This window comes from Pseudoalteromonas nanhaiensis (assembly GCF_051235485.1).
GTDB classification, from domain to species: Bacteria; Pseudomonadota; Gammaproteobacteria; order Enterobacterales; family Alteromonadaceae; genus Pseudoalteromonas; species Pseudoalteromonas lipolytica_C.
Genome location: NZ_JBPNYQ010000002.1, coordinates 205548 through 223352 on the forward strand (window position 1 = coordinate 205548; position 17805 = coordinate 223352).

General features: G+C 41.0%; 16 protein-coding genes. 8 read left to right on the forward strand and 8 right to left on the reverse strand.

The genetic code is table 11. The features are described from left to right. Positions 1 to 28: 28 nt before the first annotated feature. The 5 genes from ACSFVZ_RS03210 to dapB all read right to left on the reverse strand — a co-directional run bounded on the left by ACSFVZ_RS03210 (position 29) and on the right by dapB (position 7095). Entirely contained in the window at positions 29 to 1072 is a 1044-nt protein-coding gene (locus tag ACSFVZ_RS03210) for a S66 family peptidase (protein WP_435558089.1), read from the reverse strand. A 119-nt stretch (positions 1073 to 1191) separates the two neighbouring features. Further along, positions 1192 to 1668, reverse strand: coding sequence for a transcription elongation factor GreA (gene greA / locus ACSFVZ_RS03215; RefSeq protein WP_135924257.1), 477 nt, complete (start codon positions 1666 to 1668; stop codon positions 1192 to 1194). A gap of 50 nt (positions 1669 to 1718) precedes the next feature. Then, positions 1719 to 4937 carry a carbamoyl-phosphate synthase large subunit gene (gene carB, locus ACSFVZ_RS03220; RefSeq protein ID WP_435558090.1) on the reverse strand — a complete coding sequence of 1073 codons (3219 nt, stop codon included), beginning with the start codon at positions 4935 to 4937 and terminating at the stop codon, positions 1719 to 1721. A 16-nt stretch (positions 4938 to 4953) separates the two neighbouring features. Further along, positions 4954 to 6090 (reverse strand): glutamine-hydrolyzing carbamoyl-phosphate synthase small subunit, encoded by a 1137-nt coding sequence (gene carA / locus ACSFVZ_RS03225; protein WP_130151430.1) that lies wholly within the window; start codon positions 6088 to 6090, stop codon positions 4954 to 4956. A 207-nt stretch (positions 6091 to 6297) separates the two neighbouring features. Then, positions 6298 to 7095: a 4-hydroxy-tetrahydrodipicolinate reductase gene (gene dapB, locus ACSFVZ_RS03230; protein ID WP_435558091.1), complete on the reverse strand. Its 798-nt coding sequence runs from the start codon at positions 7093 to 7095 to the stop codon at positions 6298 to 6300. Between the two features lie 290 nt (positions 7096 to 7385). Here dapB and ACSFVZ_RS03235 point away from each other — a divergent pair, with 290 nt between their 5' ends. The 3 genes from ACSFVZ_RS03235 (at position 7386) to ACSFVZ_RS03245 (ending at position 10059) form a co-directional block, all read left to right on the forward strand. Further along, a complete protein-coding gene (locus ACSFVZ_RS03235) occupies positions 7386 to 8699 on the forward strand; it encodes a Na+/H+ antiporter NhaC family protein (protein ID WP_235382328.1) in 1314 nt (437 codons plus the stop codon). A 91-nt stretch (positions 8700 to 8790) separates the two neighbouring features. Beyond that, a complete protein-coding gene (locus ACSFVZ_RS03240) occupies positions 8791 to 9573 on the forward strand; it encodes an outer membrane protein OmpK (RefSeq protein WP_135924253.1) in 783 nt (260 codons plus the stop codon). 120 nt (positions 9574 to 9693) lie between these two features. Next, positions 9694 to 10059: a hypothetical protein gene (locus ACSFVZ_RS03245; protein WP_138557657.1), complete on the forward strand. Its 366-nt coding sequence runs from the start codon at positions 9694 to 9696 to the stop codon at positions 10057 to 10059. Here ACSFVZ_RS03245 and ACSFVZ_RS03250 read toward each other — a convergent pair whose 3' ends face one another. Beyond that, positions 10060 to 10857, reverse strand: coding sequence for a M48 family metallopeptidase (locus tag ACSFVZ_RS03250; protein WP_135924251.1), 798 nt, complete (start codon positions 10855 to 10857; stop codon positions 10060 to 10062). A gap of 192 nt (positions 10858 to 11049) precedes the next feature. Here ACSFVZ_RS03250 and ACSFVZ_RS03255 point away from each other — a divergent pair, with 192 nt between their 5' ends. Continuing rightward, complete coding sequence (locus ACSFVZ_RS03255; RefSeq protein WP_295508474.1) at positions 11050 to 12240, forward strand: Bcr/CflA family efflux MFS transporter; 1191 nt, start codon at positions 11050 to 11052, stop codon at positions 12238 to 12240. 68 nt (positions 12241 to 12308) lie between these two features. On the opposite strand, the gene grpE is transcribed toward ACSFVZ_RS03255, so the two are convergent. Both grpE and ACSFVZ_RS03265 read right to left on the reverse strand, forming a co-directional pair. Beyond that, on the reverse strand, positions 12309 to 12917 hold the full coding sequence (gene grpE, locus ACSFVZ_RS03260; RefSeq protein WP_135924249.1) for a nucleotide exchange factor GrpE: 609 nt from the start codon (positions 12915 to 12917) through the stop codon (positions 12309 to 12311). Between the two features lie 58 nt (positions 12918 to 12975). Further along, on the reverse strand, positions 12976 to 13920 hold the full coding sequence (locus ACSFVZ_RS03265; protein ID WP_135924248.1) for an HrcA family transcriptional regulator: 945 nt from the start codon (positions 13918 to 13920) through the stop codon (positions 12976 to 12978). Between the two features lie 120 nt (positions 13921 to 14040). Here ACSFVZ_RS03265 and nadK point away from each other — a divergent pair, with 120 nt between their 5' ends. The 4 genes from nadK to ACSFVZ_RS03285 all read left to right on the forward strand — a co-directional run bounded on the left by nadK (position 14041) and on the right by ACSFVZ_RS03285 (position 17777). Next, positions 14041 to 14925, forward strand: a complete 885-nt coding sequence (gene nadK / locus ACSFVZ_RS03270; RefSeq protein ID WP_135924247.1) for an NAD(+) kinase — start codon at positions 14041 to 14043, stop codon at positions 14923 to 14925. 95 nt (positions 14926 to 15020) lie between these two features. Continuing rightward, positions 15021 to 15584: a hypothetical protein gene (locus ACSFVZ_RS03275; protein ID WP_135924246.1), complete on the forward strand. Its 564-nt coding sequence runs from the start codon at positions 15021 to 15023 to the stop codon at positions 15582 to 15584. Positions 15585 to 15651: 67 nt separating this feature from the next. Beyond that, entirely contained in the window at positions 15652 to 17325 is a 1674-nt protein-coding gene (gene recN / locus ACSFVZ_RS03280; RefSeq protein WP_435558092.1) for a DNA repair protein RecN, read from the forward strand. A gap of 53 nt (positions 17326 to 17378) precedes the next feature. Next, positions 17379 to 17777 (forward strand): hypothetical protein, encoded by a 399-nt coding sequence (locus ACSFVZ_RS03285; RefSeq protein WP_135924244.1) that lies wholly within the window; start codon positions 17379 to 17381, stop codon positions 17775 to 17777. Positions 17778 to 17805: the final 28 nt, after the last annotated feature.

Here is a 17805-nt window from a genome sequence, read left to right on the forward strand (position 1 = left end):
AATCGCGCCGGTAAAACCGGCGTGATATTTATTTTAAGTCAGTTTTCACCATGACATTACTCGCCACACCTTCATACAAATCTGCCGTTATTGTGGCAACAGCACCATTTATTAGTGCTAAATTAGGAGCTACGTGGCCAATATCGGCATCAACGATAACCGGGAACAAATTGCCTTTAAATGCAAGCTCTATTGCTTGGTATTCATCAAAGTAGCAGTCGTTATTAATTGCAGGGCTGCGACCAAATATCACCGCGTTAACATCAGTAAACACATCATTTAGCTTTAAAGACAATAAACACCTAGCTAATGCCATCGGGCTAAGTTCCGCATTCTCTAAATATAAAACTAAACCTTCTGGCGCATACTGCTTTTTAAATTCATGCAAAGCATAGTAATTTGAGGGTAATAATAACCCTAACGTGTCTAAACAGCCGCCAATAAGCCGTCCAGAAACTTCAATTTGACGTTTATCCTTATAGTTAATACAGCGCCATTGGCTCGGTGCATTTAGATTAAATTTTGCATTTGGATTTGCTTTATAGTCAATTGCCTCTTTTTGATAGAAAGGAGAAGCAACTTGATGTAAACACTGATTTTCTTCCAGCTCCATTGCATTAAATATATCTTGCAAATGCTGATCGGTGTCATCTGGATGAATTTGCATTAAGTTTGCGGCGTGTAAAGTCGCCCAACCACAACGAGTCGTTAATGCACATGCAAAGGTGCTGATATCTGAAAAGCCAACCAACCATTTAGGTTTAGCATTATTAATAGCGTTAAAGTCAAGTAATGATAAAATCGCCATGGTGAGATCGCCTCCCCATGGCGGCATAATCGCTGCAATCGAGTCATCAGTTAAAAACTGCATTAATTCTTCTGCACGTTGCTTTGCAGGGTTATGCTCTTGACGTAAGCATGACCCTTCAATGATTGTAAACCCTTTCGCTGTTAAACCTTGAAGTACTATATCTAATCGCTTATGAAATGATTCATCAACACCAGAGGAAAAAGCACAAATGGCTATTTTGTCACCTTTGGCTATTGGCTTAGGATACTGAATTTTAGCCATTACTACTCCTTTATTCCGTTTAACGAGCCCCCAACGTACCGAATAAATCCACGCCTGTAAACAGGCATAAAAAAACCGCGGTAGTAAACCGCGGCTTTTATCAATGCTTGGTTAAGCTATTAAATATACTCAACTTCAATGATTTCGTACTCTACCTCACCGTTTGGTGTTTTAATGATAACGGCATCGTCTACCTCTTTACCAATTAAACCTCGTGCGATTGGCGAGTTTACAGAGATCAAGTTATTTTTGATATCTGCCTCATCATCACCTACGATTTGGTATTTCACCTCAGCGTCGGTTTCAACATTAACGATAGTCACTGTAGTGCCAAAAATAACCTTGCCAGTTTTTGGCATTTTAGTTACATCGATGATTTGCACATTTGAAAGCTTCGCTTCGATTTCTTGAATACGGCCTTCGCAGAAACCTTGTTGCTCACGAGCAGCATGGTATTCAGCGTTTTCTTTCAAATCACCATGTTCACGCGCTTCAGCGATATCAGCGATGATTTTTGGGCGTGTAACTGTTTTTAATTCGTTAAGTTCTTCGCGCAGTAATGCTGCACCACGAACTGTCATCGGAATTGATTGCATATTATTCTCACTTAATCCAAGGGTGAATGTATCACCCTTGGCACATTTCCTTAGTTCATTCGCTGGTGTAATTCCTGAACTGACGTCACACTGCTACGGTCGTCTGCTTGGTTAGCAGTACAGTTAGCAAATGCCGCGTTCAGTGTCGTTGTGTAGTTTGTCTTGTGCTGTAAAGCACCACGACGTAACACCTTCGAATCTTCAATCGCTTGGCGACCTTCAGTAGTGTTTACAATATAGCTGTATTCACCATTTTTAATTCTATCAAGAATATGAGGGCGGCCTTCGAATACCTTGTTCACGCGACGAACTGCAATACCTGCTTCTTCAAGGGCTTTAGCAGTACCACCCGTTGCATCTAACTCAAAACCAAGGTCAGTCATGGTTTTAGCTAGCTCAACAATACGTGGCTTGTCACTGTTGCGTACCGATAGTAACGCGCGACCACCGCGTGGTAAAGTGTTGCTTGCACCTAATTGTGCTTTAGCGAATGCTTCGGCGAAAGTTTCACCAACACCCATTACCTCACCCGTTGAGCGCATTTCTGGGCCACGGATTGGATCAACACCTTGGAACTTAGCAAATGGCAATACCACTTCTTTAACACTGTAGTAAGGAGGAATTACTTCTTTAGTAATACCTTGGCTCGCCAGCGACTGACCCGCCATACAACGTGCCGCTACTTTAGCAAGTGCGATACCTGTCGCTTTAGAAACAAACGGTACTGTACGTGCAGCACGTGGGTTTACTTCGATTAAGTAAACTTTACCGTCTTTCACAGCAAACTGTGTATTCATTAGACCTACTACGCCAAGCTCAAGTGCCATATCAGTCACTTGCTTACGCATCACGTCTTGAACTTCAGCTGTTAATGAGTGCGCTGGTAATGAACATGCTGAGTCACCTGAGTGAACACCTGCTTGCTCAATGTGCTCCATGATACCACCGATGATTACTTGCTCACCGTCACAGATTGCATCAACGTCAACTTCGATTGCGTTATCTAAGAAATGGTCAAGTAGTACTGGCGCTTCATTTGACGCTGATACTGCTTCAGTCATGTAACGACGTAAATCGTCTTCATCATATACCACTTCCATCGCGCGGCCACCTAGTACGTATGAAGGACGTACAACAAGTGGGAAACCGATTTCAGCTGATTTTGCAATCGCTTCTTCCATTGAAGTTACTGTTGCATTCTCTGGCTGAAGAAGGTTTAAACGCTCAACTAATTGTTGGAAACGCTCACGGTCTTCTGCACGGTCGATAGCATCTGGTGAAGTACCAATAACTGGCACACCGTTCGCTTCAAGTGCACGAGCAAGTTTAAGCGGCGTTTGACCACCGTACTGAACGATAACACCTTTAGGCTTTTCAACACGTACGATTTCTAATACGTCTTCTAGCGTGATTGGCTCGAAGAATAAGCGATCAGATGTATCATAGTCAGTTGAAACAGTTTCAGGGTTACAGTTAACCATGATTGTTTCATAGCCGTCTTCACGTAAAGCTAATGCTGCGTGAACACAGCAGTAATCGAATTCAATACCTTGACCGATACGGTTAGGGCCACCACCGATTACCATGATTTTATCTTTGTCAGATGGGTTCGCTTCACACTCTTCATCGTATGTTGAGTACATGTAAGCTGTGTCTGAGCTAAATTCGGCAGCACAGGTATCAACGCGTTTGTATACAGGCACGATATCTAACTGGTGACGCTTTTTACGAATTTCAGCTTCAGAGACACCGGCAATTTCTGCGATACGCGCATCAGCGAAACCTTTACGCTTAAGCTTACGTAAGAACTCAGCATTTAAACCAGCCATACCAACTTCGCTGATTGTTGCTTCGTCTTTTAAGATGTCTTCGATTTGCACTAGGTACCAAGGGTCAATCTTAGTTAGTTCGAAAACATCTTCTACGCTCATACCGTGACGCATTGCATCTGCCACATACCAAATACGCTCTGCACCTGGCTCACGTAATTCACGGATGATTTTTTCTTTCGCTTTCGGGTCATCAAGAGCAACGATTGGGTTAAAACCCGTTGCGCCTACTTCAAGACCACGTAATGCTTTATGAAGTGACTCTTGTTGGTTACGACCAATCGCCATAACTTCACCCACAGACTTCATCTGTGTTGTAAGGCGGTCGTTTGAACCTGCGAATTTTTCGAAGTTAAAGCGTGGGATCTTAGTTACAACGTAGTCAATTGACGGCTCGAAAGACGCTGGTGTTTTACCGCCAGTGATGTCGTTTTGTAGCTCATCAAGGGTGTAACCTACAGCTAGTTTTGCAGCGATTTTCGCAATTGGGAAACCAGTTGCTTTTGATGCAAGTGCAGATGAACGCGATACACGTGGGTTCATCTCAATGATAACCATACGGCCATCTACTGGATTCACACCAAACTGTACGTTTGAACCACCTGTTTCAACACCGATTTCACGAAGTACCGCCATCGATGCATTACGCATGATTTGGTATTCTTTGTCTGTTAGCGTTTGCGCTGGTGCAACCGTAATTGAGTCACCAGTATGAACACCCATTGGGTCAAAGTTTTCGATAGAACATACGATGATACAGTTGTCGTTTTTGTCACGAACAACTTCCATTTCGTACTCTTTCCAACCGATTAATGATTCATCGATTAGAAGCTCATTTGTTGGTGATAAATCTAAACCACGCTCACAAATTTCATCAAATTCTTCTTGGTTGTATGCAACACCACCACCGGTACCACCCATAGTGAATGATGGACGAATGATACATGGGAAACCGATGCGGCTTAGTACATCGTGTGCTTCTTCCATTGAGTGAGCGATTTCTGCACGCGGACACTCAAGACCAATGTTTTTCATTGCAGCGTCAAAACGCTCACGGTTTTCAGCTTTATCGATTGCATCAGCAGTTGCACCGATTAACTCAACGCCGTGTTTAGCCAATACACCGTGCTTATCTAAATCAAGTGCACAGTTTAATGCAGTTTGACCACCCATAGTAGGAAGTACTGCATCTGGCTTTTCTTTTTCAATGATTTTCTCTACCACTTCCCAGTGAATTGGTTCGATGTACGTCGCATCAGCCATTTCAGGGTCAGTCATGATAGTTGCAGGATTCGAGTTTACAAGAATAACTCGATAGCCTTCTTCTCGTAGTGCTTTACACGCTTGTGCACCAGAGTAGTCAAATTCACAAGCTTGACCGATTACAATCGGGCCTGCGCCTAAGATAAGAATGCTTTTTATGTCGGTACGTTTTGGCATTGTTACTCCGGTTAAATTAGTTTGAACGTGCTTGCATCAAGTCGATGAAGTGGTCGAATAATGGTGCCGCGTCGTGTGGACCAGGGCTTGCTTCTGGGTGACCTTGGAAGCTAAATGCTGGTTTATCTGTGCGGTGAATACCTTGTAGCGTGCCATCGAATAGTGAAACGTGCGTTGCACGTAAATTCGCTGGTAATGTTGCTTCATCAGCTGCGAAACCGTGGTTTTGCGCTGTGATCATAACAACATTGCGGTCAAGATCTTTAACTGGGTGGTTACCACCGTGGTGACCGAACTTCATTTTTACTGTTTGTGCACCTGAGGCAAGAGCAAGTAATTGGTGACCTAAACAAATACCAAAAATTGGCGTGTCTGTTTCAAGGAAAGTTTTAATTGCTTCAATCGCGTATGTACACGGCTCAGGGTCACCAGGGCCATTTGATAAGAAGATACCGTCTGGGTTAAGTGCTAATACGTCTTCTGCTGATGTTTGTGCAGGCACTACGGTTAATTTACAACCGCGGTCTACTAACATACGTAAGATATTACGTTTAACACCGAAGTCATAAGCAACAACGTGGAACTTCTCGTCTGCTGCTTCTAGCGTTTTAAAGCCTGAACCTAATGTCCAGCTTGATTCACGCCACTCAAAATTTTCCTTGGTTGAGACAACTTTTGCTAAATCCATGCCTTTTAAGCCTGGGAAGGCTTGCGCAGCTTCAAGCGCTTTTTTCTCATCTAACTCGTCGCCCGCGATGATACAACCATTTTGAGCGCCTTTATCACGTAAGATACGTGTTAATTTACGAGTGTCGATGTCTGCAATACCTAAGATATTGCGTTCTTTTAAGTAATCACTTAACGATTGCTCGTTACGGAAATTACTTGCTAGCAGTGGCAAATCACGGATCACTAGGCCTTTAGCCCAGATTTGACCCGCTTCTTCGTCTTCGCTGTTAGTACCCGTATTACCGATATGTGGGTACGTCAAAGTTACGATTTGTTCCGCGTATGAAGGGTCAGTCAAAATTTCTTGATAACCAGTCATAGACGTATTGAATACTACTTCGCCCACTGACATGCCGTCAGCGCCGATTGCAGTACCGCGAAACACTGTGCCGTCTTCTAGGACTAACAGAGCGGATTTAGTCAAGTTAACCTCCTAACAGTAAAAAACGGGAGTAAAGTCATTTGCTCTACTGCCCGTTTATAGCGATTGGAAACACGCATTTATGAATTTTTGGCAAATTGGCGCTATTCTACAGTAATTTAGCTTGTAGATCTAATCTTAATTAATAAAATAGTAAAAATAAGCGCTATTAACTAAAAACTCGCTGAAACTGCCAAAAATCAAACTAAACTACTTCAAGTCAAGCACATCTTGCATGTCATAAAGTCCAGCTGGTTTATTTTTCAACCAGCCCGCAGCTCTTACAGCTCCTAATGCAAAGGTCATTCTTGAACTTGCTTTATGAGTTAATTCTAGCCTTTCGCCAGAAGTTGCGAAATATGCGGTGTGTTCACCTACTATATCCCCGCCTCTCATGACCGAATAACCTATTTCATTTTGCGATTTTGCATGTTCGTCATTGCTTCTGTCAAATCGTGCAACTTCATCGTGTTGCCAGCCTTTTGCCTCAGCAATTGCCTCTCCAATTGCCAGCGCGGTGCCCGAAGGTGCATCAATTTTGTGACGATGATGAGCTTCAAATATTTCGATGTCCATGTCATCGCCAAACTTCACAGCCGCAGTCTGCACTAAGTTAAGCAGTAAATTCACACCTACGCTATAATTGCGCGCAAAAACAATCGGAATATGCTTTGCTGCTTCATTTAAAGAATCAATGTCGTCTTGATTAAGACCCGTGGTACCAATTACCATCGCGATATTTTTTTCTACGGCTGTTTTTAAATGACTACGCATACCTGCAGGTAAGGTAAAATCAATCAGCACATCAGTATCTTTTACATCTGACTCTTTACTAAATGACACATCAGCTGTTGCGGCACTGTTTAATTGATTAACGGCAATATCTAAAAGTGGCGAGTTGTCACGAACATACGCGCCCGTTAAAGTTGCATCTTCTTTTTTTGTGACAGCTTCTAAAAGTGCCAGCCCCATACGGCCGTTTGCACCAAATACACCTATACGATTCATACTATTACCTTACCTATTCTTATTAGCTTGCTAGATTTTATCGAAAACTCATGTAATAGTCAGGTTAGCTTATAAAAAACACTGAGCTAATTTATGCTGAGTTTGTGTTTTATAAAATAACAACAATAATAACAGATAGTCTTTGCATTTAGCCATCTATACATTTAAACTTCTTCCTTTGCGCCGATTTGGTCTTTGGCTTGCGGGCGCTGTTGATGTCTTTTAGACACAACTAAATACAGCTAAAAGAAGTCTTTGGCTGTGTTATTGGTTATCTAACGAGGAATATGATGCAGCCATCATTTAATAAAACAAAAGCAAAATTATCTTTGCTGCCGCTTTTGGTGTTTGTCGGCTTATTTTTAGGCGCTGGCTTATACTTACAATCTCAAGGTGTTGATTACGCTTTTTATCAATTACCTGCTCCAGTGGCAATTTTACCTGCCATCATGCTGGCGTTTATCTTAAATAAAAATACCATCAACCACAGTGTTGAAACCTTTATTAAAGGTGCTGGGCACAGCAATATCATCACGATGTGTTTGATATATCTACTCGCTGGTGCGTTTTCTGCGGTTGCCGGTGCAACAGGTGGTGTTGATGCCGTTGTTAATGCAGGTTTATCACTTATTCCGCCAGCATTATTACTACCGGGATTATTTTTAATCGCCGCTGTTGTGTCGACTGCAATGGGTACTTCAATGGGTACTATTGGTGCTATTGGTCCGATTGCTTATGCCGTCGCCCAAAAAACAGGTATTGATCCATCACTGATGGCAGGCACGATTGTATCGGGTGCCATGTTTGGTGATAACTTATCAATTATTTCTGACACAACGATTGCTGCAACCCGCACGCAAGGCTGTGAAATGAAAGATAAATTCCGCGAAAATTTAAAAATTGCACTGCCTGCTGCAGCATTAACAATCGGTTTGTTATTTTTCTTAACACCTACTGCAGAAGCTGTAGAAACTCAAGACTTCGATATTTTATTAGTATTGCCTTATGCCTTTATCTTGGTACTCGCGGTAATGGGCTTTAACGTATTTGTGGTGCTATTTAGCGGTATTATCTTTGCTGCACTCATGGGCTTTACTGGCAGCTATGAAGGGGCGAGTTTTGTTAAAGATGTTTATAAAGGCTTTACCGATATGCAGGAAATTTTCTTGCTATCGATGTTTATTGGCGGCCTTTCAGAATTTATCCGTATTAATGGTGGTCTTGATTATATTGCTAACAAAATTCAAGCAATTACTAAAGTTATCGCTAAATGGCACCGTAAAGTTGCGGATCAATTAGGGATTGCAGCCCTCGTTATGACCAGCAACCTATGTATTGCTAATAATACGGTATCAATTATTGTTGCAGGCCCAATTGCTAAAAAATTAGCGGATGATGGCGAAATTACAGGTAAGCGTTCAGCAAGCTTGCTTGATATTTTTGCTTGTGTAACACAAGGCTCACTGCCTTATGGCGCACAAGCGCTATTGTTGGGTGCTACTTTTAAAATTAGCCCATGGGAAGTATCAACATCATCTTATTATTGTTTTATTCTTGCTTTTACTGCAGTAGCGGTAATTTGCTTACGTCGGAATAAAGCATAAGTTAAATAATTTTTGCCAAGATACGCCCAATTTAGGGCGTATCTGCTATAATCCTGCCTTTATATCCCCTTTACACCATCAATATTGAGATATGAACTTGAAAAAGATCCTTTCTGTTGCTGCGCTATGTGCAGTAAGTACTTCAGGCTATGCCGCTAATTGGAGCTCTACGCAATTACACGTTAATAACGGTGAACACAAAAATCCGTTTTCATTAACTAAGTCAAATACCACGGTTGTTTCATTGCAACACGCTTCTGGTTACGACTATGGCGATAACTTCTTTTTTATTGATTACAGCAATGACGACCGTCAAGATGGCTATCAAGACAAAGACTTTTATGGCGAGTGGTATTCAACATTTAGCTTATCAAAAATCTCTGGCAATGACTTTTCATACGGCGCAATTGCCGATGTAGGCTTAACAGCAGGTTTTAACGCAGCGGGTGACGCAAAAGTACTGAAATATTTACCAGGTGTAAAATTGAGCTGGCAAGCTCCGGGCTTTAGCTTTTTATCTACCCTATTCACCGCTTACATTGATGACAGTGAAGGCGTAGCACGTGGTGGCGCACCAACTGAATCAAACAGCTGGATGATTGATGTTGCATGGGGTTACCCATTTACTATTGGCTCACAAAAGTTCAATGTAACAGGTCATGTTGAATACATCGCTGAACGTGAAAATGAATTTGGTGAAGATGTAAAAGCGTGGATATTAGCACAGCCAATCATTACTTGGGATTTAGGTCATGCAATGAGCATGAAAGAAAATACGCTACTGCTAGGTCTTGAGTGGCAATACTGGCACAACAAGCTAGGTACAGACACTACTGAGTCAGTACCACAACTTCACGTTGAGTGGACGTTTTAACGAGTTGCTAGTTATCAAATTAAAGCCTGCAGTTATCTAAACTACAGGCTTTTTAAATTTTAGAGTAAAATTTGACATACATTCGATCGTGGTTCTACAGTTAGATTTTAGGAGAACCTCATGAATAAATCATTTATCATTAGTAGCTTACTAGCTTTAACTACTTCTTTCTTAGCCAATACAACTGAGCTTAAACCTGCAATAAAATGCGGTTTACCAAAACCTTACTCAATGCCAAAACTTGATCAAGTTACTTACGACGGAAAAGCCTGTTTTTGCCAAGAAAATGATTGTAATTGGAAAGATATAGATATTACTCTTTTAATTGAGGGTATAGCTATGGTTAGTCTGGCGCAAAAATGTGGTATTCCTGAGCAGCTATCCGCTCCTTCAATCGAGCAGACAACTTACCCAGGAAAAGTGTGTATTTATGAGAATAAAAAATATTATTGGCAAAATGTTGATATTCAACCTTTGCTCTATTGATCATAATTTACACTGCGGGGTTTTCCCTTTCGCTCTAGCCGCTTGTTGAGCTTTTAATGCATCTGACATGTGCTTTTGAAGCTCTTTAATTCGGTTACCCGGAGCTGGGTGAGTCGACATAAACTCGGGTGTACCACTACTACCTGCTGCACTCATATTTTGCCAAAGAGATACTGATTGCTCTGGGTTAAATCCTGCTTTTGCCATTAAATCTAGACCTACAATATCTGCCTCTGATTCATGTGAGCGACTAAATGGTAATACCACCCCATATTGTGCGCCTAAACCCAAAGCCTGCATGATTTCGCCTCGATATTGCACATTCCCCATATCAAGTGCCGCACCACCAACTTGTAAGCCAGTTTGTAAAAGTGCATTCTGTGAAACACGTTCATTTGAATGCTCAGCTATCACGTGTGCAACTTCATGACCTAAAACAGTAGCAAGTTGGTCTTGGTTTACCGCTACTTTTAATAAACCAGTATGAACCCCGATATAACCACCCGGTAAGGCGAATGCATTTGCAGAATCGTCTTCAAATACTACAACTTCCCAAGACTGTTTTGCATACTCATTTGGCAGTACAGAAATTACATCATCGGCAATACACTTAACATAGCTATTAACTCGTGGGTCTTTATTAACAGGCTGCGTTTTTTTCATTTCTGCAAAACTGGCTTGTCCCATTTGATTCATTTGTTGATCAGAGTAAAGCGCAATTTGCGTGCGTCCTGTTGGTGAGGTTTTACAACCAGCTAAAACAGCGGTAGCTAACACTGCCATCAATAATTTTTTCATACGAATCCTTGAAATACTTGGTGCAATAATCGCTAATATAGCAAAGCATTGCTTAATTTTATATGAAAATGAACGACCTCATTATCAGTTGTTATTTTTTCGTTAATTCTTTTACTTAGCAGGCAAACTAAGTTCACCACAGGGGTTCACACTGCTACAATAGTGACCTAACTTTCGATTAATGAGTAACCAATGCCTTCCCCAGAGATTTTAAATAAACGCATTTTATTACCGTTACTGGCAAGTATTGTTGCAATTACCCCTCTTGCCATAGATTTATACCTACCTGCAATGCTGGTAATTGCAAACGACTTGCAAACGACGATGCCAAATGTGCAAATTTCACTGAGCATTTATCTTGCAGGTTACGCCCTTGGCATGTTGTTTTTTGGTCCAATTGCCGATGAGCTTGGTAGGCGACTACTTGCTAAAGTAGGCTTAAGTTTATTCGGTATTAGCTCATTGGCTCTGGCATTTTGCCAAAATATTGAATTGTTTTGGTCTTTAAGAGCCATTCAAGCTTTTACCGGAGCTGCTGCGACGGTTGTAGTGCCCGGGATCATTCGCCATATTTACCGCGAAAATACTGCTAAAGGTATGTCGTATGTGTCTATGATTATGATGGTGGCTCCACTGATAGCCCCTACCCTTGGCTCACTCATTATGGGCATCTCAACCTGGCAGGTTATTTTTATCGTTCTAGCAGGCTATAGCTTTACAATTTTAGCCTTAGTCCAAATACATCTGATCGATATTCCTATATTTAAAAGTAAACAGCGCGGTTTAGCATTGTTTTTCAATAGTTATAAAACGGTATTTTCACGCCGCAGCGCACTTGCCGATATTGCCAGCTCAATGTTTGCCTCATTCGCATTCTTTTGCTTCTTAACATCAGTACCTTATGTATATCTCGATTTCTTCAAAGTAGATGAGCAATTGTTCGGTGTGCTATTTGCTTTTAACGTGTTGGCTTTAATGTTCGGTAACTTTATGAATACACGTTTAGTGCCGCGTTTAGGCTCTCGTAAACTTTTATTTATTGGCCTTGGCATTGGCTTTGTTGCTGGCGGGGCATTGTTATTATTCAGTGTGATGCATTTATCGCTATATTTCATCGTTGCCACCATTGCACCATTAATGATGAGCTTAGGTATTATAGCAAGTAATGCAGACTCATTGATTCTCATGCAATTTGAAGAAAAGTCAGGTACTGCAACAGCTGTTATTGGTACACTGAGATTCGGTAGTGGTGCTTTAGTTGGGCCTATCCTTGCTTTTGTTCATCCACAAAGTGCTATTCCATTTTCTGCGATGATGTTCAGCGCACTGATACTGATATTACTTGTACAGCTTTGGCATCGAAAACGATACCAATCGACTTAAATATTGAACACAATTGTAATAAAAAAAATGCCTGTAATTTACAGGCATTTTTTCTATCTCTTTAAAGCTTATTCAGCTTCTTTCGATACCATAACCATTGCAGGACGTAATAAACGGCCATTTAATGTGTAACCTTTCTGCATTACTGCAAGAACAGTGTTAGGTGCTACGTCATTGCTTGGCTGAATTGACATTGCTTGATGAAATTCAGGATTAAATTGTTCACCCTGAGGATTAACAATTTCAACACCGAATTTTGATACCGCATCATTAAAACTCTTAACGGTCATTTCGATACCTTCAAGCACAGGTTTAAGCTGTTCATTTTCTTTATCAGAAAACTCAATTGCACGCTCTAGGTTATCGATAACAGGTAGTAATTCGTTAGCAAACTTTTCAAGTGCAAACTTATGTGCTTTTTCTACATCTTGAGCGGCACGACGACGCATGTTCTCAACATCTGCTGCAGCACGAACAACACTGTCTTTTTGATCGTTTATAGTTTGCTTAGCAGCTTCTAACTCGCTGTGCAGTAGCGCGATTTCTGCTTCAGGGCTCATTTCTTCACCTTCAACTTGCTCTGCTGCTTCAACGGCTGCATCAACATCCGCTTGCATTTGTTCAAATTCTTCGTTTAGTTCAACTTCTTGCTCTGGTGATTTTGTCTGCTCAGACATAGCTTACATGCTCCAATTCTTTACAACTGCGGTAATTATGGGGATTGAATAAAAAGATTCAAGAGGCTGATGAGCCGATTAACTCAAATTCTTGGATGATTGCTTCTATTTGTGCTGATTTTGGACAAATAACACAAAATCGACTCTGATATTCTTGGTTATTAAAGTATGGAACACTGATAACCATAAGCTCATCACAATCAGTAAATGGTAGTTGTTCTGTATTAAGAACCGATAAACCATTTTTAAATGCCAACTTATCTTCAACAAAATTTAAAAATGATACTCCAATATTAAGACTGGTCTGGCAATCAACTTGGCGATAAAGATAATTTTCGCCCACCACAATGCTATTATCAGAGCCAAGTTTTTGACTTAACTGTCTTGTCCATTGTGTGAGTGAATCATGACAATTATGCGGTGCAGTATTGGCCATCGCCTGCATGCGATACAATCCTTCCATCAGGGTTTGTTGACTGAACACCGTGTTTAGCCAAGTCGCAAATTGATAACGCACAGCATCACTTGAATCCTCAGGTTTAGTGATACAAATATTGTGGCTTTGCCCTGCTCTATCAAGCAACAAAATAAGCCAGTTGCTAGCATCAAAATCAAGTACTTCAACACGAAAAACCAGTTGTGAACTTACCTGTGGCAAGCCAACACAACAACAGACCTTGTAACGCTGACTCAAGCCATGAGCTAATTCAACAAGCTGGGCTTGCTGTGGTTGCCAATAAGTTGCAATTTGCGGTAACTCAAAAAACTCTGACAGCCAATATTCAAACCCTTCATTGGTGGGTACACGGCCAGCAGATGTATGAGGTGAATATAATAAGCCCTCTTTTTCGAGACGTGCCATCGCATTACGCACCGTAGCTGAGCACACAGCCATGCCTTTTTGTTTAGCAATTCGTGATGAAGCAACAGGCAACCCTTCACCATTACAATAAAGGCTCATTACTGCTGAAAATATTTGTTGGTCACGCGGATTTAATTTCATAATTAATACATCTTGCTCCTTGGCCTTAGATATTTGGGCGCTGCAAGTTTATTTCAAGTTATTTTCAAAGCATTAATTTTTAATGTAATCTATTGCTATGAAAGTTTAAGTGCAATTAACATGGATTCACCGTTCAAGACCATAGGTTTGATTGGCAAACCTAATCACAGCGCCGCAGCCACGACCCTGCAACGCCTTCATACTTTTTTACTTGCCTTAGGCTTTGAAGTGCTCGTCGAGCAACGAACTGGACGCCAACTTGACAACGTACCAGCAGAAAACTTAGTTAAGTTAGTTGATTTAGGTGAGCGGGCAGATTTAGCCATTGTTGTTGGCGGCGATGGAAACATGCTTGGTGCTGCTCGCGTTCTTGCGCGCTTTGATGTTGCAGTTATTGGTGTAAACAGAGGTAACTTAGGCTTTTTAACTGATTTAAACCCAGAAGGTTTTGAAGCAAGTCTTGAACATGTCCTAAGCGGACAATTTATCGAAGAAAAACGCTTTTTATTAGAAGTTGAAGTCTATCGTCATGCCGAACTTAAGAGTGCGAATTTGGCGGTTAATGAAGCTGTTCTTCATGCCGATAAAGTTGCCCATATGATTGAGTTTGAAGCCTTTATTAACAACGATTTTGTGTTCTCACAGCGCTCAGACGGCTTAATTGTCTCAACACCAACAGGCTCAACTGCTTATTCATTATCGGGTGGCGGGCCTATTCTAACACCTGAGCTGAACGCAATTTCATTAGTACCAATGTTCCCACATACTTTATCAAGTCGTCCCCTAGTGGTTGATGCCGATAACGAAGTGCGCTTAAAGCTCAGCCTCGAAAATACCGACAGTCTGCAAGTAAGCTGCGACAGTCATGTGGTTTTGGCGGTATTGCCCGGAGATGAAGTGGTTATCAAAAAAGCCGATAAACACTTGCGCTTAATTCACCCTAAAGACTATTCCTACTATGATGTTTTGAGAAAAAAACTTAATTGGGGAAGTCGGCTATTTTAAATAGCAATTTTTATCTTAAATAATTGCCAAGGCAGATTGATTAGCGCAAAATAATCATACTTAATGCTGTAATTTTTTAAGGATACTTCACCGAAATGAGCTATATCGTTTTTCTTGCTCTGTTATTACTTATCACCTTGCTAGGCTGTTACTGGATGGTTGAGAGCAACCGTCGTAAAGCGATTGAGGCTGAAAAGAAACGTTTTAACCAACGTGTAAAAGAAATTAATAATGACTTTAAAAGCAAGTTGATTGACTTTAGCGAAGGCAAACTTATTCGTCCGAAAAATGTTTCGCGTTTAAGTCAAATTACGAGTAACTTTTTTGTTGTTCAAGCTCATAATGAAGAAAACCTTGCTCACCTTGAATACATCAGTGATTTATTGATAAATACCATCATCATGGAAGCGAGCAAAGCGCAGACACCAGAAGAATTAGATCAATTAGCTGACCGCCTTCAATATTTCATGGCTGAACTTCCTTACAATGGCATCGAGTACAACAAGTCATTTTATCAGGAATCTTTGCCATCGCTAATTGAAGTCATCAAGTATCAGCCGCCGACAATGCCCTCAGATGAACAAGCAAAAGAGCTGAACTCATCGAATCCAAAAGACATAAACCAAGAAAATCAGAACGCAGAATTAAGCAAAGTTTAAAATTTAATTTGCAAAACCCAAAAACACTGTATAAATTAACAGTTAATTAGCTGGATGGATAAACAGTATGTTAATTGGGTTAGAAATTAAAAATTTTGCCATCGTCAGTAACTTGAGTACTGAGTGGCACAATGGCATGACCGCCATTACAGGTGAAACCGGCGCAGGTAAATCAATTGCCATCGACGCGCTATCATTGTGCCTTGGTGAACGAGCTGATGCAGCTGCGGTTCGCCCAGGCTCTGAGCGCGCAGAGATCTGCGCTGAGTTTGATATTAGCCAACTTCCGCTCGCCCAACAGTTTTTAGAACAGCATTTACTTTCAAATAACGACGGCGAGTGTTTGCTGCGTCGAGTTATTTGTAAAAATGGCCGCAGCAAAAGCTATATTAATGGCAGCTCAGTAACCGCTGCGCAATTAAAAGAGTTAGGTCAGTATTTAATTTCAATTCATGGCCAACACGCCCATCAGCACTTGTTAAAGTCTGAGCATCAATTACATTTACTTGATGCTTATGCAGGCCACAACCAGCTATTAACTAATGTTAAAGAGCGCTACAAAGCTTACCAAGCATTACTCAAAGAATTTAATCATTTAGAGCAGCAGCAACAGCAACAAGCAGCTCAAAAGCAGTTATTAGAGTATCAGGTGGCTGAACTTGATGAATTTGCTTTACAGCCGGGTGAATTTGAGGAGATTGAAGCTGAGCATCACAAACTAAGTCATAGCCAAACTATCTTAGAGTCATGCCAGCGTGAGCTACAACACTTATACGAAAGTGACGAGCTAAGTGCTTGTTCAATGTTGCAACACAGTGCGCAGCAATTTGCTGAGCTTGCTAGTTATGATGAAAGTTTATCGAGCATTGCAGCGCTACTTAGCGAGGCTGCTGTACAAGTTGAAGAAGCAAGCCGTGAAATTCGTAGTTATGTCGATGTAACTGACTTAGACCCCGCTCGCTTAGATGAAGTTGAAACAAGGTTAACAGGTATTATGGACCTTGCCCGCAAGCACCATATAAAACCAGAAGAGTTAGTTGAGTTTCATCAATCTATCAGTGAAGAGTTAGCATCAATCAGCTATAACAGTGACCGTTTAGGTGCGCTTGAAAGTGAAATTGATGATGCGCTTGAGCAATACAAACAGGCAGCTCAATTATTAAGTGAAAGCCGTCATAGTTACGCACAAACACTTAACCAATTAATTAGCGATAGCATGGCGAACTTGTCGATGGAAAATGGCAAGTTTGCGATTGATATTCAGCAAGCTACCGATAAAGCGCCAAGCTCAATGGGCTTTGATATGGTTTCGTTTTTAGTATCAACTAACCCAGGTCAACCAATGCAAGCACTTTCTAAGGTGGCCTCGGGTGGTGAACTATCACGTATCAGTTTAGCGATTCAGGTTATTATTGCTCAACGTGTTACAACGCCAACACTAATTTTCGATGAAGTCGATGTGGGTATTTCTGGCCCAACCGCTTCAGCCGTTGGTAAACTTTTACGCCAACTCGGTAAATCGACACAAGTTATTTGTGTAACTCACTTGCCGCAAGTAGCAAGCTCTGGGCATCAACAATTTTTTGTTGCAAAAGAAATTGCAGACGGCGAAACCTATACGCAAATGAATAAACTTACAAAAGAAGGCCGTATTGATGAAATAGCCCGACTACTCGCTGGCGATAACATCAGTAAAATGGCAAAAGCCAATGCAAAAGAGCTTATAAACGCGCATGCCTAATTTGAATGCTTGGGTGTTTAGCTGCTAAAGATTTATTAGTTTAGAGTTTATAAATGAATATTAAAAATATGTTTATCACTGTGGTGCTTGGATTGGTTGCCTTAAGCTCTAACCATTCACAAGGTGCAACAGCTGCTCCGCCTTCTCAAAGCGCCCAGTTATTCGTTACGTTAATTGAATGTATATTATTTATACTCCCCACTACCGCATTTTTACTGATTGTTTGGAGTCGTTGGAAACATTTACGCTTTAAGCAGTTATTACAAACTGCATTAAATTCGTCATTGCTTTTGATGCTAATGAGCTTGGTAACGGTCAGTCTTTTAGCACAAAGTATTTCACCATGGATAATTGTGCTTGCAAGTTGCCATGTATTATTGGTGGGAGTTAATTATTTATTAGTTAAACAGCACACCAATAGAGTGAAAAACACCTTAACTGGTTGCTGGTGAATAATTTTATATTAAAAATCGCGAAGCA